The 24,260-nt window shown below is 36.9% G+C and carries 25 protein-coding genes; 13 read left to right on the forward strand and 12 right to left on the reverse strand.

From position 1 onward, the window contains the following. The first annotated feature begins 7 nt into the window (after positions 1–7). The 10 genes from SJY44_RS10415 (at position 8) to SJY44_RS10460 (ending at position 10,013) form a co-directional block, all read left to right on the forward strand. Complete coding sequence (locus SJY44_RS10415) at positions 8–334, forward strand: DNA-directed RNA polymerase subunit omega (protein WP_298925640.1); 327 nt, start codon at positions 8–10, stop codon at positions 332–334. A 3-nt stretch (positions 335–337) separates the two neighbouring features. Beyond that, positions 338–1,543 carry a bifunctional phosphopantothenoylcysteine decarboxylase/phosphopantothenate--cysteine ligase CoaBC gene (gene coaBC / locus SJY44_RS10420; protein ID WP_396589663.1) on the forward strand — a complete coding sequence of 402 codons (1,206 nt, stop codon included), beginning with the start codon at positions 338–340 and terminating at the stop codon, positions 1,541–1,543. Further along, complete coding sequence (locus SJY44_RS10425; RefSeq protein ID WP_396589664.1) at positions 1,536–2,426, forward strand: DUF4835 family protein; 891 nt, start codon at positions 1,536–1,538, stop codon at positions 2,424–2,426. Before coaBC ends, SJY44_RS10425 begins: the two co-directional genes overlap by 8 nt. A 46-nt stretch (positions 2,427–2,472) precedes the next feature. Then, the gene (recN, locus tag SJY44_RS10430; protein WP_396589665.1) at positions 2,473–4,125 is read left to right on the forward strand and encodes a DNA repair protein RecN; all 1,653 of its coding nucleotides are present in this window, start codon (positions 2,473–2,475) and stop codon (positions 4,123–4,125) included. Between the two features lie 90 nt (positions 4,126–4,215). Next, positions 4,216–5,028, forward strand: coding sequence for an enoyl-ACP reductase (locus SJY44_RS10435; RefSeq protein ID WP_396589666.1), 813 nt, complete (start codon positions 4,216–4,218; stop codon positions 5,026–5,028). 55 nt (positions 5,029–5,083) lie between these two features. Beyond that, positions 5,084–6,091 (forward strand): glycosyltransferase, encoded by a 1,008-nt coding sequence (locus SJY44_RS10440; RefSeq protein ID WP_396589667.1) that lies wholly within the window; start codon positions 5,084–5,086, stop codon positions 6,089–6,091. 3 nt (positions 6,092–6,094) lie between these two features. Continuing rightward, on the forward strand, positions 6,095–7,051 hold the full coding sequence (locus SJY44_RS10445; protein ID WP_396589668.1) for a hypothetical protein: 957 nt from the start codon (positions 6,095–6,097) through the stop codon (positions 7,049–7,051). Beyond that, positions 7,048–7,635 carry a dephospho-CoA kinase gene (coaE, locus tag SJY44_RS10450; protein ID WP_299167289.1) on the forward strand — a complete coding sequence of 196 codons (588 nt, stop codon included), beginning with the start codon at positions 7,048–7,050 and terminating at the stop codon, positions 7,633–7,635. The genes SJY44_RS10445 and coaE overlap by 4 nt, the downstream gene beginning before the upstream one ends. A gap of 77 nt (positions 7,636–7,712) precedes the next feature. Next, positions 7,713–9,293 (forward strand): HAMP domain-containing sensor histidine kinase, encoded by a 1,581-nt coding sequence (locus SJY44_RS10455; RefSeq protein WP_298925665.1) that lies wholly within the window; start codon positions 7,713–7,715, stop codon positions 9,291–9,293. Positions 9,294–9,299: 6 nt separating this feature from the next. After that, complete coding sequence (locus SJY44_RS10460; protein ID WP_298925668.1) at positions 9,300–10,013, forward strand: response regulator transcription factor; 714 nt, start codon at positions 9,300–9,302, stop codon at positions 10,011–10,013. 52 nt (positions 10,014–10,065) lie between these two features. Here the strand turns inward: SJY44_RS10460 and SJY44_RS10465 are convergent, their stop codons facing one another. The 10 genes from SJY44_RS10465 to SJY44_RS10510 all read right to left on the reverse strand — a co-directional run bounded on the left by SJY44_RS10465 (position 10,066) and on the right by SJY44_RS10510 (position 21,178). Further along, the gene (locus SJY44_RS10465; protein WP_396589669.1) at positions 10,066–11,403 is read right to left on the reverse strand and encodes a GntP family permease; all 1,338 of its coding nucleotides are present in this window, start codon (positions 11,401–11,403) and stop codon (positions 10,066–10,068) included. 174 nt (positions 11,404–11,577) lie between these two features. Continuing rightward, on the reverse strand, positions 11,578–13,626 hold the full coding sequence (locus tag SJY44_RS10470; protein ID WP_396589670.1) for a M13 family metallopeptidase: 2,049 nt from the start codon (positions 13,624–13,626) through the stop codon (positions 11,578–11,580). Between the two features lie 132 nt (positions 13,627–13,758). Then, on the reverse strand, positions 13,759–14,262 hold the full coding sequence (locus SJY44_RS10475; protein ID WP_396589671.1) for a gluconokinase: 504 nt from the start codon (positions 14,260–14,262) through the stop codon (positions 13,759–13,761). Beyond that, entirely contained in the window at positions 14,255–15,178 is a 924-nt protein-coding gene (miaA, locus tag SJY44_RS10480) for a tRNA (adenosine(37)-N6)-dimethylallyltransferase MiaA (protein ID WP_396589672.1), read from the reverse strand. The genes SJY44_RS10475 and miaA overlap by 8 nt, the downstream gene beginning before the upstream one ends. Beyond that, positions 15,175–16,014, reverse strand: a complete 840-nt coding sequence (locus tag SJY44_RS10485; protein ID WP_298925679.1) for an ion transporter — start codon at positions 16,012–16,014, stop codon at positions 15,175–15,177. Before SJY44_RS10485 ends, miaA begins: the two co-directional genes overlap by 4 nt. Beyond that, complete coding sequence (locus SJY44_RS10490; protein WP_396589673.1) at positions 16,011–17,372, reverse strand: exonuclease domain-containing protein; 1,362 nt, start codon at positions 17,370–17,372, stop codon at positions 16,011–16,013. Before SJY44_RS10490 ends, SJY44_RS10485 begins: the two co-directional genes overlap by 4 nt. Before the next feature lie 23 nt (positions 17,373–17,395). Next, entirely contained in the window at positions 17,396–18,055 is a 660-nt protein-coding gene (locus tag SJY44_RS10495; protein WP_396589674.1) for a YggS family pyridoxal phosphate-dependent enzyme, read from the reverse strand. A 23-nt stretch (positions 18,056–18,078) separates the two neighbouring features. Next, positions 18,079–19,314, reverse strand: a complete 1,236-nt coding sequence (locus SJY44_RS10500) for a DUF1015 domain-containing protein (protein WP_298925688.1) — start codon at positions 19,312–19,314, stop codon at positions 18,079–18,081. Positions 19,315–19,320: 6 nt separating this feature from the next. Continuing rightward, entirely contained in the window at positions 19,321–20,208 is an 888-nt protein-coding gene (locus SJY44_RS10505) for a 3-hydroxyacyl-CoA dehydrogenase family protein (protein WP_396589675.1), read from the reverse strand. A gap of 4 nt (positions 20,209–20,212) precedes the next feature. Then, the gene (locus SJY44_RS10510; protein ID WP_396589676.1) at positions 20,213–21,178 is read right to left on the reverse strand and encodes a Gfo/Idh/MocA family protein; all 966 of its coding nucleotides are present in this window, start codon (positions 21,176–21,178) and stop codon (positions 20,213–20,215) included. 115 nt (positions 21,179–21,293) lie between these two features. Between SJY44_RS10510 and SJY44_RS10515 the strand changes: the two genes are divergently transcribed. Beyond that, a complete protein-coding gene (locus tag SJY44_RS10515; RefSeq protein WP_396589677.1) occupies positions 21,294–21,935 on the forward strand; it encodes a protein-L-isoaspartate(D-aspartate) O-methyltransferase in 642 nt (213 codons plus the stop codon). A gap of 38 nt (positions 21,936–21,973) precedes the next feature. Continuing rightward, on the forward strand, positions 21,974–22,378 hold the full coding sequence (locus SJY44_RS10520) for a hypothetical protein (RefSeq protein ID WP_298925697.1): 405 nt from the start codon (positions 21,974–21,976) through the stop codon (positions 22,376–22,378). 56 nt (positions 22,379–22,434) lie between these two features. Here the strand turns inward: SJY44_RS10520 and smpB are convergent, their stop codons facing one another. Further along, positions 22,435–22,896 (reverse strand): SsrA-binding protein SmpB, encoded by a 462-nt coding sequence (smpB, locus tag SJY44_RS10525; protein ID WP_298925700.1) that lies wholly within the window; start codon positions 22,894–22,896, stop codon positions 22,435–22,437. An 80-nt stretch (positions 22,897–22,976) separates the two neighbouring features. Here smpB and SJY44_RS10530 point away from each other — a divergent pair, with 80 nt between their 5' ends. After that, a complete protein-coding gene (locus SJY44_RS10530) occupies positions 22,977–23,720 on the forward strand; it encodes a DUF6503 family protein (protein ID WP_396589678.1) in 744 nt (247 codons plus the stop codon). Here the strand turns inward: SJY44_RS10530 and SJY44_RS10535 are convergent. Continuing rightward, complete coding sequence (locus SJY44_RS10535; protein ID WP_298925706.1) at positions 23,717–24,250, reverse strand: phosphoglycerate mutase family protein; 534 nt, start codon at positions 24,248–24,250, stop codon at positions 23,717–23,719. The genes SJY44_RS10530 and SJY44_RS10535 overlap by 4 nt on opposite strands. Positions 24,251–24,260: the final 10 nt, after the last annotated feature.

Raw genomic sequence — 24,260 nt, forward strand, 5'->3', positions numbered from 1 at the left:
GCAGTATATGCAAGATTTGAAAAATACAAAAGCTCCTGTTTCTACAGTTACTCACGATAGAAACGAATTTGACGTTAAGACTGAAAACATTTATGAAGCAATTTCAATTGCTTCAAAACGAGCAATTCAGATCAATTCAGAGATAAAGAAAGAATTGTTGGAAAAGTTGGAAGAGTTTGCAACCTACAGTGACAGTTTAGAAGAAGTCTTTGAAAACAAGGAGCAGATAGAGGTTTCTAAATTCTATGAAAAATTGCCAAAGCCTCATGCATTGGCAGTTATGGAATGGTTAGAAGACAAGATTTATTACAGAAACACAGAAAAAGACGCTTAAGAAGTGCTTAGCGGTAAACACATCCTTTTGGGCATTACCGGGGGAATTGCCGCATATAAGACCACATTTCTTATTAGGCTACTGATAAAAGCTGGTGCTAAGGTCAAAGTTATTATGACTGAAAGTGCCAGCTCTTTTGTTTCCCCTCTTACCCTGTCTACCTTGTCCAAAAGCCCCGTGCTTACAGATTTTGTTAATCAAGAGGATGGTAGTATATCCTGGAATAATCATGTAGAGCTTGGACTTTGGGCAGATATTATGATTATTGCACCTGCAACGGCAAATACACTGTCTAAAATGGCTAATGGCACTTGTGATAATCTACTATTGGCAACGTATTTATCAGCAAAATGTCCTGTCTATTTTGCCCCTGCTATGGATTTGGATATGTACAAACATCCATCTACAGCTGAGTCTTTTAAAAAATTAAAATCCTTCGGAAATATTATAATACCAGCTGAATCTGGAGAGTTGGCCAGTGGTCTACATGGAGAAGGGCGCATGGCCGAACCTGAAGCTATTGTGGAGTTTATCCAAATGGATTTGGCAAAAGGACTTCCTTTAAGTGGAAAAAAAGTTTTGATTACCGCCGGGCCAACGCATGAAGCCATTGACCCAGTTCGGTTTTTAGGAAATCGTTCCTCAGGCACCATGGGTTTTGAACTTGCAAAAAGAGCTGCCAATTTGGGAGCTGAAGTAATTTTAGTTTCAGGCCCTACAAACCTGGATGTTAGCCATAGTCGAATCAATTTGATAAGGATTACCTCTGCACAAGAAATGTATGATGCATGTCATTTACATTACAATAAAACCGATGTTGCAATATGCGCGGCGGCAGTTGCCGATTATCGCCCAAAGCACGTTGCAGAGGAAAAAATGAAAAAGAAAGAAGGCGATTTACAAATTGAACTGGAAAGAAACCCGGACATTCTTCTTTCATTAGGCGAAAAAAAGATGAATCAATTTTTGGTGGGCTTTGCTCTGGAAACTGAAAATGAGCTTGAAAATGCCAAAGGAAAACTACAGCGCAAGAATTTAGATGCCATCGTTTTGAACTCTCTAAAAGATGACGGAGCCGGTTTTGGTGGCAATACCAATAAAATTACTTTCATTGATAAGAATTTGGATATAAAAACGTTTGATTTGAAGACGAAGTCAGATGTAGCTTCAGATATTTGGGAAGAAATTACCTCCAGAATTCATGCGTAGAATTTTATTGATCACTTTTTTGCTATCATTATCGCAAGTAACTTTTGCGCAAGAATTAAATTGCACTGTTACGGTCAACTCTGATCAGGTAAGCCAAACAAATCAGCAGATTTTTAGAACCTTGGAACGTTCACTAAGTGATTTTGTGAACAAAAGTAAATGGACGAACAGGGTTTATAAGGAAAATGAACGGATCAGCGCTAGAATGTTTATCACCGTAACACAGTATGAATCGGACAGGTTTGAAGCCAATATTCAGATTCAATCTTCAAGAACTGTTTTTAACACTTCATATGAAAGCCCAGTTTTTAATTATAAGGACGATGCTTTCAATTTTCAATATCAGGAATTTCAACCTTTGGTATTAAACGAAAACGTATTTGAGTCCAATTTAATAGGGGTGATATCCTATTACGTATACATTATTTTGGGATTAGATGCCGATACTTTTTCATTGGAAGGCGGTGACGATTTGTTTAGAAAAGCGCAGAATATTGTAACACAGGCACAAGGTTCAAACTTTTCTGGATGGAACCAAGAAACGGGACAGCGTACACGTTTTGAGTTGATTGATAATTTACTCAGTAATTCCTTTAGAGAATATCGCATAGCTATGTACAATTACCATAGAAAAGGGTTGGATATTCTTGGAGACAATAATAGTACCGGAAAACAGGTGATTGCAGGTAGCATGCGTTTGTTCGAAACCTTGATCAAGCGTAGACCAAATGCATTTTTGATTCAAACATTTTTTGATGCCAAGTCTGAGGAGATTAGAAATATCTTTTCGGATGGCCCCAAAGTGGATATCATTAAACTCAAGGAAACCCTTAACCGAGTGGCGCCATTTTACTCCAGTACCTGGAACGAGATAAAATACTAGCCCATTTCTCCAAAGAGATTTATCTTTACAACGTAAATCTTCAGCATTGCTAACAAATCTTTCTATTCAAAATTATGCACTAATAGATGATGTAAACGTTTCGTTTACGTCTGGCTTTACCACAATAACTGGTGAAACCGGAGCTGGTAAATCTATATTATTGGGTGGACTTTCTCTAGTTTTGGGAAAGCGAGCGGATTTATCGTCACTTAAAAATCAAGCGAATAAATGCATCATTGAAGCTGAGTTTGACATTTCAAAATATCAATTGAAAGCTTTTTTTGAAGTCAATGATTTGGATTATGAGGATAATACCATTCTAAGACGAGAAATTCTACCTAGCGGTAAATCAAGAGCATTTGTAAATGATTCTCCTGTAAACCTTGATATTCTAAAGGGATTGGGGGAACGATTGGTCGATGTGCATTCCCAACATCAAACCTTAAGATTGACGGAAAATGATTTTCAACTTAAGGTAGTGGATGCTCTCGCTGAAAATGGTGAGAATATAAAAGTTTACAAAACACATTTAGAAGAATATAGAAAGACTTCAAAAGAGTTGGAAGATTTAGTGGATTTCCAATCCAGTTCCAACAAGGAGCACGATTATAACAGTTTTTTGCTAAAAGAGTTAGAAGCAGCCCCATTAAAAGAAGGTATTCAAGAAGAATTAGAAGCCGAATTTGAGCAATTGAACAATGTTGAGCAAATAATGGAACAGTTATCACAAGGGCATCAATTGTTGAATGATGAACAAATAGGTGTTTTAGGAAAATTGGCCGATTTGAAGCGGGCTTTTCAAAGTTTGTCTGATTTTGGAACGTCATATTCGGCATTGAACGAACGTGTGCAATCCATTTTTATTGAAGCCGATGATATAGCCAATGAGCTGGAACAAATAAAGGACCGAGTGGAGGCAAACCCAGCAAGATTGGAAATTGTAAATGGACAATTGCAACAATTGTACGATTTACAGAAAAAACATCATGTAGGCTCAGTGGTTGAACTTATTTCGCTAAGGAACGAACTGTCTATCCAAGTTGATGCCGTTGAAAATATTGAATCAAAAATTAAGGAAAAAGAAGTAGAGGTTTCTAAAACAGAGAAACAGATAGAAGGATGGGCAACCAAGATCAGGAATGCCAGAAATGGGGTAATTCCAAGATTGAAAAGTATGCTTCAAGAAAGCTTGTATTCTCTTGGCATGCCTTCGGCAACTTTTAAAATCGAAGCAAACCCTTCTACAACTTTTAAATCTAATGGAAAGGACGACCTTGTTTTCTTGTTTTCTGCAAACAAGGGCTCAGATTACGGTGAATTGAAAAAAGTAGCATCAGGAGGGGAGTTATCCCGTATTATGCTGACCATAAAATCTATTTTGGCAGAATACGAACAGTTGCCTACCATGATGTTTGATGAAATTGATACAGGCGTTTCTGGAGAAATTTCTAACCGTATGGGAGAGATTATGCAACAAATGAGTAAGACCATGCAAGTGTTCTCTATTACGCACTTACCGCAAGTAGCATCAAAGGGACAACAACAGTTTAAAGTATTTAAGGAAGAACGAGAAGGAAGCACAAGTACTCAAATGAAAAGACTAAATGCAGATGAACGAATTAACGAACTTGCCGAAATGTTAGGAGGTAAGTCTGTATCAGAATCTGCTTTGGCTCACGCTAAGCAATTATTGCAATAAAAGAGTCCCTATTTTAATCAGATTAATCAAAGCAGCAAAACTCGATAAGAATAAATATCTTTGTCGCAAAACCAACTATAGATATATAATATGGCATACAATCTTTTAAAAGGTAAAAAAGGAATCATTTTTGGCGCTTTGGATGAGAATTCCATTGCATGGAAAACGGCAGAACGTGTTCATGAAGAAGGCGGAACTTTTGTATTGACCAATGCACCTATAGCAATGCGTATGGGGCAAATTAAGGAATTGGCCACAAAGACAAATTCTGAAATTATTCCTGCGGATGCTACGAATGAAGAAGATTTGCAAAATTTGGTAACCCAGGCAATGGAGATTTTGGGTGGAAAACTGGATTTTGTGCTACACTCTATAGGAATGTCTGTCAATGTTAGAAAAGGAAGGGCATATACAGATGAAAAATATGATTTTACTGCAAAAGGATGGGATGTTTCCGCACTTTCTTTCCATAAGGTCATGCAGTCTTTGTACAAATCTGACGCCATGAACGAATGGGGTAGTATTGTTGCCTTAACTTATATGGCGGCGCAAAGGACTTTTCCTGATTACAATGACATGGCAGATAATAAAGCTTATCTAGAATCTGTAGCAAGAAGTTTTGGATACTTCTTTGGAAAAGAAAAGAAGGTGAGAGTGAATACAATTTCTCAATCACCAACACCGACTACTGCAGGACAAGGAGTAAAAGGATTTGATGGTTTTATCAGCTATGCTGAGAAAATGTCCCCACTAGGTAATGCTTCCGCAGCAGATTGTGCTGACTATACGGTGAGTCTTTTTTCTGATTTGACAAAGAAGGTAACCATGCAGAATTTGTTCCACGATGGAGGGTTTTCCAACACTGGAGTAAGCCAAGAGGTTATTGATGAGTTTACAAAGTAATTAATATATATAGTTATAAAAGCCATCCTTTTTGGGGTGGCTTTTGTGTTTTTAGATGAATGCAATTTTATCCATAATCGTTCCCGTATATAACAGACCTGAAGAAATTCAAGAGTTATTGGAAAGTCTTGTAGAGCAAGATTTTAAAGAGAGTTATGAAATTGTTATTGTAGAAGATGGCTCCATAAAAAGTTCTGAAGAAGTTGTGAAAAACTTTCAGGAGAGCCTTCAAATTTCTTATTACTTTAAAGAAAATACAGGTCCAGGGGATTCCAGAAATTATGGGATGCAAAATGCAAAGGGCAATTATTACATTATTCTAGATTCTGATTGTATTCTTCCCAAACAGTACCTGAGTGAGGTCAAAAAGGAACTGCAAACAGATTTTGTTCACTGTTTTGGTGGACCAGATGCAGCACATGAGTCATTCACTACGGTTCAAAAAGCGATAAACTATGTGATGACTTCGTTTTTTACAACAGGAGGTATTAGAGGAGGAGGTAAATCGGTCGGAAAGTTTCAACCCCGTAGCTTCAATATGGGAATTTCAAAAGAAGCTTTTAGTAAAGCAGGCGGGTTTGGTCAAATCCACCCGGGCGAAGACCCAGATTTAACCTTTAGAATATGGAAAGCAGGATATGCCACCAGATTGTTTCCAAAAGCATTTGTTTATCATAAAAGACGGATAGACTGGAACAAATTCTATATTCAGGTCAATAAATTTGGCATGGTAAGGCCAATTTTAAACAAATGGCACAAAGGAACAGCAAAGTTGACCTATTGGTTTCCAACGCTTTTTATACTAGGATTGTTCGCATCAGTTTTGATGGCACTGGGGGGAATCATTTTGCCCTTAGCGATAGTTATAGCATACTTTTTGCTATTGTTTTTAGATGCATCAATTAAAAATAAAAGCATCAAAGTGGCTTTGTTGGCAATTTTTGCGGCATTAACGCAGTTTACAGGATATGGGATTGGTTTTTTAAAATCCACAATCTTGGTTAATTTTAGCAAGAAGGAACCTGAAACATTGTTTCCTAAACTGTTTTTTAAAAAAAAGTAATAGGTGTTCAAAAAAGCATTTAGTGGATTTAACAAGAGGAAAGTAAAAGTATTCTTCCTCTTTTTGATATGTTCATTTCTTGCCTGGTTTTTGAGCAATTTGTCCGAGCCTTACGAGTCTAGGGCCAACTTCAATTTGAATTATAAGAATTTGCCGGATACCTTGTTGTTAGGCAATAATGCTGTCAATTCCATTGAAGCAAAGCTAAGGACCAGTGGCTTCAAATTTCTCTATTACAACTTTGTAAATAAACGGGTAGAAGTAGACCTGTCCCAAGTGGTGAATAACAATGGAAACTACGTTTTACCGGAAGATGTTTTAAAAAAACAAATGGAACTCCAGCTTTCTCAAAGCATTTCCTTGATTGATTTGGACAGGGACGAACTTATTGTGGACCTTTACCAAGTTGCGACCAAGGAGGTTTCAATCAAAGCAAATTTAGACGTACAGTTTCAACAAAATTATATTTTGGAAGGCGACCCAATTATTACTCCGAATGTAGTTTTGGTGAAAGGGCCTAAAAGTGAAATAGACACGTTAAATACCATTTACACATCAAAAATAACTTTAGGAGATGTTTCTTCTGATTTCTCAAAGGACGTTTTGTTGGTTTTCCCTAAAAACCTATCCAATAGTATCTTTTCAATAAATAGGGCTAACGTTTCCGGAAAAGTGGTAAAGTTTTCTGAGAGGGTTTTCGATATTCAAATTCGGGTATTCAATTTCCCTAGTGGTTATCAGGTCAATACATTTCCAAATTCCGTATCTGTACTTTGTAAAGCCACCATTGAACAGTTGAAGTCAATAACGGCGGAAGATTTTGAGGTTATTGCAGATTACAAACAGCTAAATGGTTCAAATAACAACATGTTATTTTTAGAAATTACGCGGAAACCTGAAAACGTCCATGGCGTCAGGTTGCTTGAAAATAAAGTTAACTTTGTTCTGGAACAAAAATGATTGTTGTTGGTCTAACAGGAGGTATAGGAAGTGGCAAGAGCACCGTTTCAGGCATGTTTAAAGATTTAGGGGTGCCAGTGTACGATTCTGATTCAGAAGCAAAACGCTTAATGACCACTTCAGCTGAGTTAAAAAAGGCAATTATAGAGTTGCTTGGAAAAAGAGCCTATGATGGTAAAACTTTAAATAGAAGTTTTATTGCAAACCAGATTTTTGAAAACCCTGAAACACTTCAAAAGTTAAACAAAATCGTCCATCCTGCTGTAAGAACAGATTTTTTAGAATGGACAGAAATTCAAGAAGCGCCATACGTAATTCAGGAGACCGCCCTTATTTTTGAAAATGAAGCTCAAGAAAACTACGACTATGTAATTTTGGTGACGGCACCAGAAGATCTTCGCTTGCAAAGAGTAATGGAAAGGGATGAGGCAAGTAAGGAAGAAGTATTGAATCGCATGAGAAACCAAATGAGCGATGACAAAAAAGTAGCTCTCTCCAATTTTTGCATTGACAATATTAATTTGGAAATCACTAAAAAAAGGGTTGCAGAACTTCATCAAAGACTTGTAAGACAAGCAGATTGACCAATAATTTTAACATTTTTGTTAAGGTTAGGTTAAACGGTCAAAGGCCTAAATGTTAAATTTCTAATTTTACCCCGATGAACAAGAAGCTATTCGTTCTTCTCGTCATTCTTATGAGTTTATCCCTTACGGGGATAATTTTTGTTCAAGTGTATTGGATAAGAACATCAGTGAACGACAAGGAGGAGCAATTCTCAAGAACGGTTACAGACATACTGGATAAAGTTGCCAGCAGGGTGGAGAAGAGGGAGATGAAGGATTATTCAGATCGTTTGGCTTCATTGGTAGACAGCATTGGACAACCTAAAACCACTCAGTTCAGAAATTTTTTGTTTGTTGATAGAGATTTAAATTCAGATGAGATTCTCTTTTATTCACATGGAATTCTAGAGGAAGATTACAATATAACATCAACGTTCTTTGATAATTTAGGTGGGGAGGATACCACTACGATTAAAAACTTTACAAGCAAGCGCACCAAGGCCGTCTTTAAAGAAGAATATGGGCTGGATGGCAAAAGCTACAGTCTAACGCCTATTCAAAAGGCCGAAAAGATAGGAGGACTATCTAAAATTGATAAGGCAGCTTGGGAAGATGTTTTTATGGAATATGCCAAAAGTAGGCCAATACATAAAAGGGTATCCAAACAAGAATTAGAATTATTGTTAACTCAGGAATTAGGTAATAGAAACATAGATATAGATTACGAATATGGAGTGTACAGCCAAGGTTATCCGACCAAGGTGAAATCCAAGAAATTCAAGTTTTCTGAATCTAAGATGTACAAGGCTCCAATTTTTAAGGATAGTGAAGGAAACACTAGCTTTTCGCTATTGCTGACCTTTCCGACGATGAAGAAGTTTCTTTTTCAGTCTATAATGAGCATGGCGTTGTTATCCTTGATTTTTACATTGGTGATTATGATTGCCTATTCCAGTGCAATCTATCAATTGATAAAACAGAAGCAGATATCTGAGATAAAAACAGATTTCATAAACAATATGACCCATGAGTTTAAGACTCCAATTGCAACAATAAATCTTGCGGTGGAAGCTATCCGAAATCCGAAAACGATAGACGATCAGGAAAAAGTATTGCGGTATTTGGGTATGATAAGGGACGAGAACAAACGTATGCATGCGCAGGTTGAAAATGTGCTTAGAATATCCAAATTGGAAAAAAACCAATTAGATATCCGTAAGGATAGGGTTGATGTCCATGACATAATAGTGGATGCTATAGCTCATATAGAATTAATTGTAGAAGATAGGGGAGGATATGTAAAATCGAATTTAGATGCTGAGAGGTCAGAAGTTCTAGCTAATGATGTACACTTTACCAATGTTATGGTAAATATTCTTGACAATGCTGTAAAGTATTCAACAGAACCCCCAAAAATTGATGTTTTTACCGAAGTGGTTAAAAACAGTATAATTATTAAAGTAAAGGACCATGGTGCTGGAATGAGCAAGGCGGTGCTTAAAAGAGTTTTTGAAAAATTTTACCGGGAACATACCGGAGACATACATAATGTAAAAGGCCATGGATTAGGGTTGGCTTACGTAAAACGAATTATAGAAGATCATCAAGGTGAAGTTTATGCAGAAAGTGAAAAGGGAAAAGGAAGTACTTTCTTTATAAAACTGCCTTTAATTTAGAAAACTATGGAGATAGAGAAAAAGAAAATACTATTGGTGGAGGATGATCCCAATTTTGGGATTGTATTAAAGGATTATTTATCTATGAACGATTTTGATGTTGTTCTGGCTAAAAATGGAATGGAAGGTTTTGAAAAATTCAAAAAGGATAATTACGATGTCTGTATTTTGGATGTAATGATGCCTTATAAAGATGGGTTTACCCTTGCTAGGGAAATAAGAGAAAAAAACGAGAATGTCCCTATCATTTTCCTAACTGCAAAAACCATGAAGGAAGATGTTCTTAAAGGGTACAAAGCAGGAGCTGATGATTATTTAAACAAGCCTTTTGATTCTGAAGTGTTATTGATGAAGCTTAAAGCAATACTTCAAAGAAAGGCATCTAGCACATTGGCAGACAGTAAGCAATTTGAATTTGAAGTAGGTAACTTCCATTTAAATTCAAAACTTAGGTTCTTAAAATATATGGATGAAGAACCTGTAAAACTTTCTCCTAAAGAGAATGAATTGCTAAGGTTACTTGCATTGCATGAAAATGATTTAATGCCCAGAGAATTGGCTTTGACCAAAATATGGAGAGACGATAACTATTTTACGTCTAGAAGTATGGATGTATATATTGCCAAATTAAGAAAGTACTTAAAGCGTGATGACGTTGTGGAAATCCTAAACATTCATGGTGAAGGGTTTAGATTGGTTGTCAAAGCAGAAAATCAATAAGAGCTATCTCTTTTGAATATAAATATGAAACCACCTTTTTTAGGTGGTTTTTTTATACAAAAAAGTAAAGGATAGATACGGTAAAGATTCCTACAAAGGCAAGAATCGTGGTCATCATGGTCCAAGATTTAAAGGTTTGCTTTTCTGTAATACCTAAATATTGGCCTACCAGCCAAAAGCCGCTATCGTTTACATGAGAAAAGATACTGGCTCCAGAAGCAATGGCAATTACCATGCATGCAAGCTCTATAGGGCTTAACGCTGCATTTATAAGTAAAGGGGAGACTAATCCAGCAGCTGTTATCATAGCTACCGTAGAAGAGCCTTGAACAATTCTAACAATTGCAGCGCTTATAAAAGCAAAGGCCAAAACAGGAAAACCAGCATTACTCAAGGAAGTTGCCAATAATTCACCAGCACCGGTATTTGTCAATACTTGCTTAAAAACACCCCCTGCACCGGTAAGCAAGATAATGGTACCTGCCGGAGCCAAGGATTTACTGGTGATATCAAAAAGTTGTTGTTTGGTAAATCCTTTTCTGATTCCAAAAAAATACCACGCTAAAATGTTTGCAATAATTAAAGCTGAAAAGGGATGGCCCACTAAAGCTATTCCATTCAAAACAGTTTTATTGGTTATCCCCAATGCACCTGTTGATGCGATAGTATTGAAGAGGATAAGAATAATGGGGAAAGCAATGATTAGTAAAGTTTGCCCAATTGGAGGTAATATAGGAGGATCAACACTATTAACTAGTTTTGGAGCTTCCACAAATATCTTTTTTGATATATAACGACCAAATAACAGCCCGGCAATCAACGCAGTTGGGATACCGGCCAAAAAACCGACCAAAATAACCCATCCCAAATCAGCTCCAATAATGTCGGCAACGGCAATAGGACCTGGAGTAGGGGGAATAAAAGCATGCGTTATGGCCAACCCTGCCAGCAAAGGTATTGCGTACAACAAAAGTGATTTTCCCGTTTTGCGCTGTAAAGCATAGATCATGGGAACAAGAATGATAAATGCTACATCAAAGAAAACGGGTATTGCGATTAAAAACCCAGAAATGACCATAGCGGATGGCGCCTTTTTTAACCCAAATTTGGATACCATAAAATCCGCAATGGTTTTTGCCCCTCCAGAAGCTTCTAAAATACCGCCGAACATAGCACCCAGCCCTACTACTGTGGCCACAAAGCCTAGGGTGTTGCCCATTCCATCTTGAACAGTTTTAATGATTTCATTTGCATCTAAACCAGCAATAAGTCCAACGGTTATACTACCTATAAGAAGTGCTATAAAAGCATTGATGCGTAGTTTTAAAATCAAAAATAATAGTGCTGCTATACCAGCAACAACGGCTAGTAACAAGTTGGTAGTAATCATAAAATTGTTGGATTATGGTATGTTATGGTAAAACGTATTGAAGTCAAATATAAGTAATTTGTCAAATGCACTTTGAAACAAAAAAAAGGGATAACGTACGCTATATAACAATAGTTATCACAAAAAAAAGGGTACCCAACATGGATACCCTTTGTAGTAAATTTCACGAAAGATTTACCAGATATGAACTCTCTCTTCTACTGGCAAAAACATTTTATCACCTTCTTTAATGTCAAAAGCATCATAGAACTCTTGAATATTGAGTAGGGGTTGTATAGCCCTCACTTGACCTGGAGAGTGTGGGTCGGTTTTAATTTGAGTTTGTAACGCCTCATCTCTTGCTTTAGTTCTCCACACCGTTGCCCAAGACATAAAGAAACGCTGTTCCGGAGTGAAACCATCCAGGTTTTCAGGTCGTCCATTTTCAGCAAAATACCTTTGCAGACCATCGTATGCGCCAAGAACACCACCTAAATCCCCTATATTTTCGCCTAAAGTAAATTTTCCGTTCACGGCAACCCCTGGTAAAACTTCTACTTTGTCATATTGGGCAGCTAGTGCATCTGCTCTTTCTGTAAAAGCCGCTAAGTCTTCTTCTGCCCACCAATTTTTCAGGTTTCCATCCGCATCAAAACGAGACCCAGAGTCGTCAAAGGCGTGGGAAATCTCATGACCAATAATAGCACCAATTCCACCATAGTTCACAGCTTCGTCTGCAGTATAATTATAGAAAGGAGGTTGTAAAATGGCCGCTGGAAAAACAATCTCATTGTTCACTGAACTAAAGTATGCATTCACTGTTTGAGGAGACATTCCCCATTCACTTTTATCAACGGGTTCTCCAATATCTGAAAAGTTGTCTTCGCGCTGCCATTTATTCACAGCCGTCATATTATCGAAATAAGTTTTGTTAGCTGATATTGTCATTGTGGAATAATCTACCCAATCGTCTGGATAGGCTATCTTAATGGTAAACTTATCTAATTTTTCAATGGCTTTTAGCTTAGTTGAATCACTCATCCAGTCCAATTTTTGAATTCTGGATTTGTATGCTTCAATAATGTTTATAATCATTTTTTCAGCTTTGACCTTTGCTTCGGGAGGAAATTTGGCATCTACATACAATTGTCCCAATGCATCACCAACAGAATTATTTACAACCCCTAAGGCGCGTTCATCGGCTGCACGCTGTTTTTCGGCACCTCTTAGGTATTTACTGTAAAACTCCCAACTTGCACGTTCAATTTCAGTGGTGAGCCTTCTTGCTGAATTATTAAAAGTGCTCCAACGAACAAGAGTTTTCAAATCACTAATTGGTGTATTCTTTAGAAAACCATCAAGTGCTTTTGTGTACTCGAGTTGTGCAACGATAATAGTATCAAAGGCCTTTGTAGCTCCAAAGTCCTTTAGCATTTTATTGATGTCGATACTGCTCAACATGGCATCTACTTCAGCAATAGTCCTTGGGTTGTTATAGTTACGAGCATCCCTTCTTTGAACCTTGTCTAACCTTGGTTCCGCAAGCTTAGTTTCCAATTCCAGTATTTTGTCTGCTGAAACTGCCGCGTCGGCCTCACTGTCTCCTAACATTTGGAGCATCTTGGTTATATGTTTTTTGTATTCATCACGGATTTCTATGGACTTCTCATCTTCATCCAAATAATAATCGCTATCCGGAAGCCCTAAATTACCAGTACCCATATAAACGGCATTCATGGAACTGTTGCTTAAATCTGCTTGTACCCCAACACCGATCAGCGGTGATGAAACGGAAAGATTAGTAGTAAATATAGTTTGAAGATCTAATAGATTTTCAACATTTGCAATGGCATCAAGCGCAGGTTGCAAGGGAGTAATGCCCGCTTGATCTCTTGACACAGTATCCAGTTTTGTATTGAAAATAGCCAATGCTTTAGCTTGATCAGTATCTTCTGCATATGTTGATTTTTCTTTTGCCTCGGAGATAATTTCCAAGACATCTAAATCCGTAGATTTCCGTAATACGTAAAACCCGCCCCATATAGGACGGTCATCTGGAATCTCCGTGTTTTTCATCCAATTACCATTTACAAAGTTGTAGAAGTCTTCTTTTGGATTAACAGAGGTATCCATGTTTTCCAAAACAATACCTGGTATTTTCTCTACTTCAGCGGTTGGTTTTGATTTTTCCACGCAACTGGAAAATGCAATGATGGACGCTGCCAAAAAATAGCCTTTTTTCATTTTTCGATTTTTTAAATTAATTAGTCAAGCGTTTGACGCCAAAATCTCGAATTTGTTACGTACAATTTTCATATTTATTGGAAATTGTAATTGGTATACAGATGTTTATGAAAAGTGAGGCTGAAAAAGGCTTTATGATCTCCGTTTTAACTGGCCCAAGATTTCTACGACCATATCTTCCGGATTATTAGAAATTGAAATAGTTATAGCTTTTGTAGGTGCTTCAAGTGTATTAAATTGAGATTGAAGAAGTGCTAGGGGCATAAAATGCCCTTTTCTACTTTCTAGCCTAGATTTAATAAGTTCAAAGGTGCCTTCTAAATGAATAAACCCAAGATGATTTTCCATTCCTTCCAAAAGTATATCCCTGTAACTTTCTTTTAGTGCAGAGCAGGCAATTATAGCACCTGTAGATTTATGCTCTTGTGCCAACGCATTGAGTTTTATAAGCCATCCCTTTCTATCATCATCATTTAGTGGGTTCCCCGCCTCCATTTTTTCTATGTTCTCTTTTGGGTGAAAATCATCTCCATCAAAAAAAGGAATCTCCAATGTGTTGGATAATAGTTTGCCAATGGTGGACTTTCCAGTTCCAGATACGCCCATTATTATATATACCTTTTGAAAACTAGGCATTAGGATGTGTTTTAAGTTCTTCGGTTATTTTTTCAAGTATAATCTTAGGTTCGGCGTTGTAATCCAGCCAAAAAATATCTTTGTTTTTTCTTAGCCAAGTGAGTTGTCTTTTTGCAAACCGCCTTGTGTTCTTTTTTATTTCTGAAATAGCAAAGTCAAGAGTGAAGTGCCCATCAAGATATTCAAAAAGTTCTTTGTAACCCACGGTTTGCAAAGCATTGAGATCCTTGTGGGAATACAGTTTTTTTGCTTCGTCCAATAGCCCAGTTTCCATCATTAAGTCCACACGCTTATTGATGCGGTCGTAGATTATCTCCCTATCTGCTTGGATGCCAACATAGAAAGAATTGAAGTTTCTCTTTTCTTTTTTTTGATTTAAAAATGAAGAATAAGGTTTATTTGCAGTGATGCAAACTTCCAAGGCTCGAACTATTCTATGGGGATTATGTATATCCACCAAATGATAATATTTTGGATCTTGGACCAGCAGTTCTTCTTGTAAAGACTGTAAACCTTCTTTTTCAAGTCTTTGATTTAGTGAGTTGCGCAGTTTTGGGTCTATTTCAGGAAATTCATCTAATCCATTTACTACGGCATCAACATAAAGGCCACTTCCTCCAACCATAACAACATAATCCTTGTCTTGAAAGAGTTTTTCTATTTGGGCAATGGCTTCTTTTTCAAAATCACCGACTGAATAGGGTTCAAAAATGCTTTTTTGTTGAACAAAATGGTGAGGGATAGCTTGCATCTCTTCTTTTGATGGCACAGCGGTACCAATACTCATTTCTTTGAAAAACTGGCGAGAATCCGCAGAGATGATTTCGGTTTTAAAGTGTTCTGCAAGGGTAATTGCTAATCTGGTCTTTCCAATTGCGGTAGGCCCCACCACTGAGATCAAAGTTTTAGAACTCATAGCACATCTCCACAGTTATAGCAGTTTAGAGCATCATCCCGATGACCTTCTGCTGTGCAACTTGGACAAGCCTGTGTATTGGTATGGACTAAACTGTCTCCTTTTTCACCCCTCTTGTGCCTTGAGAATTCCACGGTTACAATCCCCGTTGGTACAGCAATGATTCCATAACCCAAAACCATGATGATAGTGGCTAAAAACTGTCCTAAATTGGTTTGCGGGGCAATATCCCCGTAGCCTACGGTGGTCAATGTTACTATGGTCCAATAGATACTTCTGGGAATACTGGTAAAACCAGCCTCATCACTTTCAATAAGGTACATGATGGTCCCCATGATAACGGAAAGAATCAAAACAACATAGATAAACACAGCGATCTTGGCTCTACTGGCTTTTAAGGCTGATTTTAGTTGAGATGCTTCCCCCATAAACTTTACAAGCTTAAGTATTCTAAAAATCCGTAGAAGACGGAAAGCTCTAACTGCTAAAAGTACTTGCGAACCAGCAAAAATATAGGAGAGATAAAGCGGGATAGTGGATACAAAATCAATAATACCATAGAGGCTAAACACATATTTCCATGGTTTTTTAATGCTGATGAGTCTTGCAATGTATTCCAAGGTAAAAAAAATGGTGACTACCCACTCCAAAGTCAATAGAATCTTGTGGTAATGTATGTCTACTTCCTTTATGCTCTCTAGCATCACAAGAATTACACTAAGCACGATTAGGACAAAGAGGACAATGTCAAAAAACTTTCCTAACGGCGTGTCAGCTTCATAAATGATTTCATGAAGTGTGTTTTTCCAACCAGAATGTATTTTATGCTCTTTCAAAGGGCGGGAGTTAATTCTAAAACCTTGAGTTTGTTATTTTTTCTCAAATAAGATTCAATAATAAAAGAGGTGTTTTCGTCGCTTGAAATTGGGGTTATAATGGATTCTAAGATATGAATATTATTTATTTGGTGATTAAGCTCTACATATCCGAAACCTTTTAGAGCCCCATTTTTAATTAAGATAAGACTGCGCTCTCCAATTTCCCTACCTTGGTCCAATAGTGCTACGCTCTTGTCAACAACGCTATACTTATAAAATGCTGCCTCTATTTTTTGGTTGTATTCGAAAGTATTCTCAATATCTGTACACCCTTCCATACATCCATTTTTAGCATGTTCACAAATTACATCAAGCCCTAAGGATGTTGGGCATAGTTCAAACTCAGCACTTATTTTGTTTAGAAAACTTTTCGCTGATGGAACACCATTAAAACCAATCTTTTGCTCCTTCTGAAATTTGTTTTGCACAATATCCAAAGTAATATGGGGAGTTCCATTTTTGGAAAAATTAATTACGTGAGAAAAGAGTTTCTTCTTTGTGATTGTATTGTGTTTGGGTTTTGTTTGTTTTAGTTCTTGATATTCTTTTAAAATAGCAACCAGTTCACCACCGGTAAGCTCGTAACTTACCTTTTTGGTCTCTTTCTGTAGCTTTCTCGCCAACTGTCCAACGTTTGTGAAATGTTGGTTTACCCGTCGTTTAATATCTTTTGTTTTTCCAAGAAAGATGATTTCCCCATCCTTATCATGCATATAATACACACCTGTTTTCGATGGTAAATCCGAGATGATATCTAGCTGTGTTGGTGAGAGTTCTCCTTGGGATTCTTCTCGAATCACTTCTTTGATAATCGTTTTTTCTGAATCTTTATCCAGCAGAAGCTTGAATAGTTTTAGAGTCGCTATTGCATCGCCATTTGCCCTGTGGCGATCACTCATGGGAATTCCCAAAGAACGTACTAGTTTGCCAAGACTATGGGATTCTGCATCTGGAAGCAATTTTTTTGAGAGGTCAACAGTGCATAATGTCTTCCGTTGAAAATCGTAGCCCAACCTTCTAAATTCTGTCCGAAGTATTCTGTAATCAAATTGGGCGTTATGCGCAACAATAACGGCACCATCGGTAATTTCTATAATACGTTTTGCTACTTCATGAAACTTTGGTGCGGAACGTAACATCTTGTTGTTTATCCCTGTAAGTTTAACCACGAATGGTTGTATTTCCCGTTCTGGATTTATTAAACCAATAAATTTGTCCACTACTTTATGGCCATCAAACTTGTGGATTGCAATCTCCATGATACCTTCCTCATTGTATTTTCCTCCGGTGCTTTCGATATCGAGTATGACGTACATGAAAAATGCTGAAAAAATATGAATTATGAATAGTTACGGGCTCCAAAGATACTACTTCCAATTCGCACCATAGTACTTCCCTCTTCAATGGCAATGCCATAATCACCACTCATACCCATTGAAAGTACAGTGATATCAGGTAGTTTTTGCTTTAGGTTATCAAAGATAGATTTTAAAGAGGCGAATTCTTTTCTAACCTGTTCTTGATCTTGAGTAAACGTAGCCATACCCATTAAACCTTCTATTCTAATATTTTCCAGCGCAGCAAATTCTTCAGAATTGAGCATGGCATCCAGTTCTAATGTGTCCAATCCAAATTTAGTTTCCTCTTCAGCGATGTGCATTTGTAGTAAACAAGGAATTACACGATCATGTTTTTTAGCTTGTTTATTGATTTCCAGAAGCAATCTAAAACTATCCACTCCGTGAACCAATGAAACAAATTCTGCCATATACTTTACTTTATTTCGCTGTACATGGCCAATCATGTGCCATTGAATGTCTTTGGGCAGGGTCTCCCATTTCTGGGTCATTTCTTGGATTTTGTTTTCCCCAAAAACCCGTTGTCCAGCTTCATAAGCTTCTAAAATGGCTTCATTGGGTTTGGTTTTAGAAACCGCGACAAGAGTTACTTCCTTAGAAAGTTTTTCCTTTATAGCGATAAGATTATTTTTTATTGACATTCGATTTTAGTATTCAATTCCGTTCAAAATTCATAAATGGACAAGCCGCTTCTCAGTTTAGGTTCTATATAGGTGCTTTTTGGCGGCATCACCAGTCCTGCGTCTGCAATGGCCTTAATTTCAGTCATATTAATGGGCACAAGACTGAATCCCACTGCAAATTCTCCCCTGTCAATACTATCTTTCATTTTAATGACATTGTGCTTTCCGTAGCCATAGGAGATACGTTTGTCATTCCGAAGGTCATGAATCCCTAAGATGGGTTCTAAAATGGTCTTGTACAGAATCTGAGTATCTAATTCACTCAAAGCATCAGTGAAATCATACACTTTTTTTCTTAAGTAGAGCGAGTAAAACTCACCATCCAAATACATGCTAAAATGATGTTTCTGAGTAGGTTTGTACAATCCATCATCTTTCTTTTCAATCCTGAAATAAGTATCTAGCTTAATCAAAAACTCATTTTTAGAATAGCCATTTAAGTCTTTGACCATTCTATTAAATTCATAGATTCTGATTTCTGATTCTGGAATAAGGTAAGCCATAAAAAAGTTATAGGCTTCTTCACCCGTATGGGAGGTATTGTCAGCCTTCATTTTTTCTGCCAATAGATTGGACGAAGCGCTTCTGTGATGGCCGTCTGCAATATAAAGAGCATTTATTTTAGCAAACTCGGTTTGGAGTTCTTCAATGGTTTCTTTATCCACTATTTTCCAAAGCTTGTGGCTTATTTTGTCTGTTGTGGTAAAATTGTATTGCGGTTCTTGCTCGGTTTCGTTTTTTAAGAGCGTGCTTATTGACTCGTTTTTAGCATAGGTCATTAGCACAGGTTCTGCATTGAACCCTACAGTATTTAAATAGTTTGCGAAGAGTTTTTCTCTATGTTGGATGGTGTCTTCGTGTTTTTTAATAATATCGTTCTGATAGTCCAATACACTACAGGCACAAAAAAGTCCCAAAGTTTTAAAGTTTCCTTTTGTTATCTGGTAGAGGTAAAAAGAAGCTTCTTTGTCTTTTTGGAAGATATTCTCTTCTAAAAACTCTAAATATCTGTTATGAACGAGTTTAAATCGTTCCTTACCTGCAACACTTTTATGGAACTTAAATCCGGGGTTTATGATGTGCAGAAAAGAAAAAGGATTAAACTTTAGTTGTGATTTCAATTCCTCCTTGGAATATTCTTCATAAGAGCGGGAAGCTACAAAAGAAGCCTTATCCTTTGTTGGGCGAATAGCCTTAAATGGCTTTACACGGGCCATTTTTAATTAATTAAATTGTGTTGAAACTTTTTCGGCCTTTCTAGATTCAGAGTAATCATAAAATCCTTCACCGGACTTTATGCCCAATTTACCAGCCGTCACCATGTTCACCAAAAGCGGACAAGGCGCATATTTAGGATTTTTGAAACCATCATACATTACATTCAAAATAGAAAGACAAACATCTAAACCAATAAAGTCTGCCAATTGCAATGGTCCCATTGGGTGTGCCATACCCAATTTCATGACAGTATCAATTTCACTGACTCCGGCCACACCATTATACAGGGTTTCAATGGCTTCATTAATCATTGGCATAAGAATCCTATTGGCCACAAAACCAGGATAATCATTCACTTCGGTTGGAGTCTTGCCCAAGTTGGCAGACAATTCCATAATAGTCTTTGTCACTTCATCAGAAGTACTATAACCCCGTATAATTTCTACCAATTTCATTATTGGTACTGGATTCATAAAATGCATTCCAATCACCTTCTCAGGTCTATTTGTAGCCGCTGCAATTTGTGTTATGGATATTGAAGAAGTATTTGTGGCCAAAATGGTTTTTTCATCGCAAACCTCATCCAAATCCTTAAAAATCTTCAGTTTAATGTTTAGGTTCTCCGTAGCGGCCTCAATCACTAAATCCGTATTTATAACACCTTCTTTTACATTAGTAAATGTTGAAATGTTGTTAAGCGTACTTTCTTTATCCTTTTCTCCTATAGAAGCTTTGGCGAGCATACGGTCCAAATTCTTGGTAATTGTTGCTAAACCTTTTTCTAAAGAGGCTTGTGCAATATCAATAAGATGCACTTGAAATCCATTTTGCGCAAAAACATGAGCAATTCCATTACCCATGGTACCTGCACCAATTACTGCAATAGTCTTCATTGAATTATTCTTTAAACGATTCTATAATTTGAAGGGCTACACGTAAGGCCTGTGTTCCTTGTGCTAAAGTTACTACTGGGTCTGTGTTGTTGTTGATTGCATCTGCAAAGGTCTCCAGCTCATCTAAAATGGCATTATTGGATTCAATATCTGGGTTTTCAAAATAGATTTGCTTTTTCTCACCTTCCGCATTCTGCAAAACCATGTCAAAATCTCCAGGTTTCTCAGGAGCGTCTTTCATTTTCACGACTTCTACTTTCTTTTCCAAAAAATCTACGGAGATATAGGCATCCTGCTGGAAGAATCGAGACTTGCGCATGTTTTTAAGTGAAATCCTGCTTGAGGTAAGATTGGCTACACAGCCGTTCTCAAATTCTATTCTGGCGTTGGCAATATCCGGTGATTTGCTTATTACGGAAACCCCACTGGCATTTATTTGTTTTACTGGAGATTTCACTACACTCAAAATAACGTCTATATCATGAATCATTAAATCCAAGACAACGGGGACGTCTGTTCCTCTAGGGTTAAACTCTGCCAACCTATGGGTTTCAATGAACATGGGAGTTTCAATATTGTCCTTTACAGCCAAAAACGCGGGGTTAAATCGTTCCACATGTCCAACTTGCCCCTTTATATTATGCTTACTGGCTAATTTCAACAATTCTTCAGCCTCTTTAAAAGTATTGGTAATGGGTTTTTCAATAAAAATATGCTTCCCTTTTTCAATGGCCTTTTTAGCACAATCAAAATGAGAAAGAGTGGGAGTGACGATATCAACTACATCTACTGCATCAAAAAGAGTATTGATATTTTCAAAATATGAATACCCAAATTCATCAGCTACTTTTTTTGCATTGATTTCATCTGGATCATAAAATCCTACAAGTTCATAGTTGCTGGATTCGTTTAAGAGCCTGAGGTGAATTTTACCCAAATGTCCCGCACCAAGGACACCAACTTTTAGCATACGTACTGTTTTTGTCAAAAATAAGGATATGGTATCACTCTTCCATAAAAATAAGAAGTCAACTAACTATAAAATTCGTAGAGAACTTTATAAATTCGTGTACCAGACCAAAAACATGAAAGATACTTTAAAGCATAGGGGTATGCGGAACAAGTTGGCAGAAGTATTGTCAGCTAAAGGAATACAGGATTCAAAAGTTTTAGATGCGATAAAGACAATACCACGACACTTGTTTTTAGATAGTAGTTTTGAAGACCATGCTTATCAAGACAAAGCATTTCCCATTGGGGCGGAACAAACCATTTCGCAGCCATATACCGTGGCTTTTCAAACCGAATTACTTAATATAAAATCTAATGACTCTATTTTGGAAATTGGTACGGGCAGTGGGTATCAAACCGCAGTTCTACTCCACTTGAGAGCCAAAGTATACACCATAGAAAGACAGCAGGAACTTTTTAAGAAAACTAAACTGTTTTTCAGCAAAATGAATTATAGACCAAAAAAAGTGATTTTTGGAGATGGGTACAAGGGGTTGCCAGAGGAAGCTCCTTTTGATGGGATTATTGTGACGGCAGGTGCTCCGGAAGTCCCAAAACCGTTAATGTCCCAGTTGAAAGTAGGAGGGCGTTTGGTTATTCCTGTTGGGATTGAAGAGCAAATTATGACACTTTTTACAAGAAAATCTGAAAAAGAATTTGAAAAACAGGAATTGGGTTCTTTTCGATTTGTGCCATTGCTAGAGAACAAAAACTAACTTTATTTCTGTTGTTATAATTTTTTTAAGCTCCGAATATGAACTTAGTACTGAGAAAATCTTTTTTATTGACTTTAGTTTATTTAATTAATGTTGGATGTGGCGATGATGATATGTCCAAAGATGAAGACAGTGTTTTAAAAAATGTTTCAGTGGAAATAATTTTTTTCGAGTTTATAGCGGATACCGGTAACAATTCTAACAGATTACGTTACGAAATAAAGTTTGTCAATCCAAACAATATAAATGTAAGAGGTTTTCATGCAATAACTACAAATGCTGATGGGCTTATCACGACTCAAGTGTCTTCCACTAACTCTCCATGCACCGAAATTGAAGCGAGCTCTGAGTGCACGATTAGTTATGATGAAGAGAGTTCACTTGATTTAGGTACAATAAATTTTATTGAGTTGGTATCTGCCGAATATACTTTAGCGGAATGACGCTATAATCCAAAAAGTAGACATCTTGAATGTTATATGTTTTTGTGTTAAAACTTCTATGAATTAAAGCTTTTCTTTATTCTTGATAAATCACGTTTGTTGTCTCGATCTTTCATGGTTTCACGCTTGTCGTACAATTTTTTACCCTTAGCCAGACCAATATTTATTTTGGCCAAGCCTCTATCGTTGATAAAAAGATTAAGTGGAATTATAGTGAGTCCTGATGTGGAAACTTCTTTGTGTAATTTTTTCAGCTCTTTTTTATTAAGCAACAACTTCCGCTCCGCTTTTGGCATATGGTTGTAATGGCCACCATGGCTATATTCGTCAACCTGCATGTTTATAACAAAAAGTTCCCCTCTGTCATTAAATTCACAAAAACTTTGAGATACTGAAGCCTTGCCTAAACGGATAGATTTTATTTCAGTGCCACCTAAAACAATGCCAGCGGTATAAGTGTCCAGAATTTCATAATCGAACCTGGCCCGTTTGTTTTTTATGTTGATATTTTTCTGCATTGTTGACAAAAATAGAAACTCTTATCCAAGAAAATTGTAATGTTACAATAGATTTTACGATTATCAATAAAACCGAACTAATGAAAAGATTTTTTGTTATAGCCTTATTGTTTTTATCTGTTGCTTGTAAAGAGAAGCCCAAAACGAATTTTACCGCTCAAGAAATTGTGGATAAATCCATAGAAGACAGTGGTGGTAGTCTTTACGATAATCATGGAACATCGTTTTTGTTTAGGGATAGAAAATACATTTCTGAAAGTATAGGAGGAAGGAAGGTATTAAAGCGAATTTCTTTTTTGGATTCTGTGACCATAACAGATGTTAAAACCAACACTGCTTTTAAGCGTTACATGAACGACACAATCGTAAATATATCTGATTCCATCGCAAATAGATATGCCAATTCTGTTAACTCTGTACATTATTTTGCTAGACTTCCTTTTGGTTTAAATGACAAAGCGGTAAGTAAAGAGCTTTTAGGGGAAGAAACGATAAAGGGAAAAAATTACTACAAGATCAAAGTCACCTTTGATCAAAATAACGGAGGTGAGGATTTTGATGATGTGTATGTATACTGGTATAATACGGAAACATTTAAACCTGACTATTTAGCGTATGATTTTCATGTAAATGGTGGAGGGCAACGTTTTCGTGAAGCTTATAATGAACGCTATGTTAATGGTATTCGTTTTGTGGATTACAATAATTATAAGGCTAAAACAAAAGAGACTTCTGTTTTTGAAACAGGAAATTTATTTGAAAAAGGAGAATTAGAGTTACTCTCTAAGATAGAACTTTCAGAAATAGAGGTTACTAAAAATTAGTCCATTTTCAGACGAATATCAGTTGCCACTCCATCAATGATTCTAACAATGAAAAGGCTGCTGTTGTCACGGTCATCCATATAATCATACTTTTCAATTCCCAACATATTGTTTACAAAGGTTGGAGTGGAATGACTATGACCAACGACCAACACATTAAGTCCTTCGTTTGAAGCTTTAAAGGCCTCAACATCCACAGATTTTGGGTCATAGTATTGAACATCAATATCTTTCTTTACAGAGGTTGGTGCAGCAGTCATTGAGGTGCGCTCATAATTGGTAGAGTATATCACATCCAAACCAATAGGGTCAAAAACTTCGGCCCAATGTATGGCCCTACCTAAACCATCTTGATTTAGCTCAGGGTCGTTGTTTTCAGGATCAGTTCTATCCTTTTCTGCATGTCTTATAAAATAGAAAGTGGAAACCACTGCTTCTTTGGTATTTTCCATATCTTTATTGGAGTCATTGCAGCTAATACTTCCAACAATAAAAATTGTAATTGCAATTATAAGTTTGGTTGTTCTCATGATTACTATT

This window comes from Allomuricauda sp. R78024, from assembly GCF_044596045.1.
Lineage (GTDB): Bacteria > Bacteroidota > Bacteroidia > Flavobacteriales > Flavobacteriaceae > Flagellimonas.

What these genes read in the sequence shown, in the direction of transcription:
- SJY44_RS10505 (WP_396589675.1), bottom strand. Translation starts at nt 20,208, where the DNA reads ATGAAGACTATTGCAGTAATTGGTGCAGGTACCATGGGTAATGGAATT.
- SJY44_RS10425 (WP_396589664.1), top strand. Translation starts at nt 1,536, where the DNA reads ATGCGTAGAATTTTATTGATCACTTTTTTGCTATCATTATCGCAAGTA.
- smpB (WP_298925700.1), bottom strand. Translation starts at nt 22,896, where the DNA reads ATGCAGAAAAATATCAACATAAAAAACAAACGGGCCAGGTTCGATTAT.
- SJY44_RS10515 (WP_396589677.1), top strand. Translation starts at nt 21,294, where the DNA reads ATGAAAGATACTTTAAAGCATAGGGGTATGCGGAACAAGTTGGCAGAA.
- SJY44_RS10535 (WP_298925706.1), bottom strand. Translation starts at nt 24,250, where the DNA reads ATGAGAACAACCAAACTTATAATTGCAATTACAATTTTTATTGTTGGA.
- SJY44_RS10415 (WP_298925640.1), top strand. Translation starts at nt 8, where the DNA reads ATGCAAGATTTGAAAAATACAAAAGCTCCTGTTTCTACAGTTACTCAC.
- SJY44_RS10495 (WP_396589674.1), bottom strand. Translation starts at nt 18,055, where the DNA reads ATGTCAATAAAAAATAATCTTATCGCTATAAAGGAAAAACTTTCTAAG.
- miaA (WP_396589672.1), bottom strand. Translation starts at nt 15,178, where the DNA reads ATGAGTTCTAAAACTTTGATCTCAGTGGTGGGGCCTACCGCAATTGGA.
- SJY44_RS10500 (WP_298925688.1), bottom strand. Translation starts at nt 19,314, where the DNA reads ATGGCCCGTGTAAAGCCATTTAAGGCTATTCGCCCAACAAAGGATAAG.
- SJY44_RS10455 (WP_298925665.1), top strand. Translation starts at nt 7,713, where the DNA reads ATGAACAAGAAGCTATTCGTTCTTCTCGTCATTCTTATGAGTTTATCC.
- SJY44_RS10520 (WP_298925697.1), top strand. Translation starts at nt 21,974, where the DNA reads ATGAACTTAGTACTGAGAAAATCTTTTTTATTGACTTTAGTTTATTTA.
- coaE (WP_299167289.1), top strand. Translation starts at nt 7,048, where the DNA reads ATGATTGTTGTTGGTCTAACAGGAGGTATAGGAAGTGGCAAGAGCACC.
- SJY44_RS10465 (WP_396589669.1), bottom strand. Translation starts at nt 11,403, where the DNA reads ATGATTACTACCAACTTGTTACTAGCCGTTGTTGCTGGTATAGCAGCA.
- SJY44_RS10530 (WP_396589678.1), top strand. Translation starts at nt 22,977, where the DNA reads ATGAAAAGATTTTTTGTTATAGCCTTATTGTTTTTATCTGTTGCTTGT.
- SJY44_RS10510 (WP_396589676.1), bottom strand. Translation starts at nt 21,178, where the DNA reads ATGCTAAAAGTTGGTGTCCTTGGTGCGGGACATTTGGGTAAAATTCAC.
- SJY44_RS10440 (WP_396589667.1), top strand. Translation starts at nt 5,084, where the DNA reads ATGAATGCAATTTTATCCATAATCGTTCCCGTATATAACAGACCTGAA.
- SJY44_RS10490 (WP_396589673.1), bottom strand. Translation starts at nt 17,372, where the DNA reads ATGTACGTCATACTCGATATCGAAAGCACCGGAGGAAAATACAATGAG.
- SJY44_RS10460 (WP_298925668.1), top strand. Translation starts at nt 9,300, where the DNA reads ATGGAGATAGAGAAAAAGAAAATACTATTGGTGGAGGATGATCCCAAT.
- SJY44_RS10435 (WP_396589666.1), top strand. Translation starts at nt 4,216, where the DNA reads ATGGCATACAATCTTTTAAAAGGTAAAAAAGGAATCATTTTTGGCGCT.
- SJY44_RS10475 (WP_396589671.1), bottom strand. Translation starts at nt 14,262, where the DNA reads ATGCCTAGTTTTCAAAAGGTATATATAATAATGGGCGTATCTGGAACT.
- SJY44_RS10470 (WP_396589670.1), bottom strand. Translation starts at nt 13,626, where the DNA reads ATGAAAAAAGGCTATTTTTTGGCAGCGTCCATCATTGCATTTTCCAGT.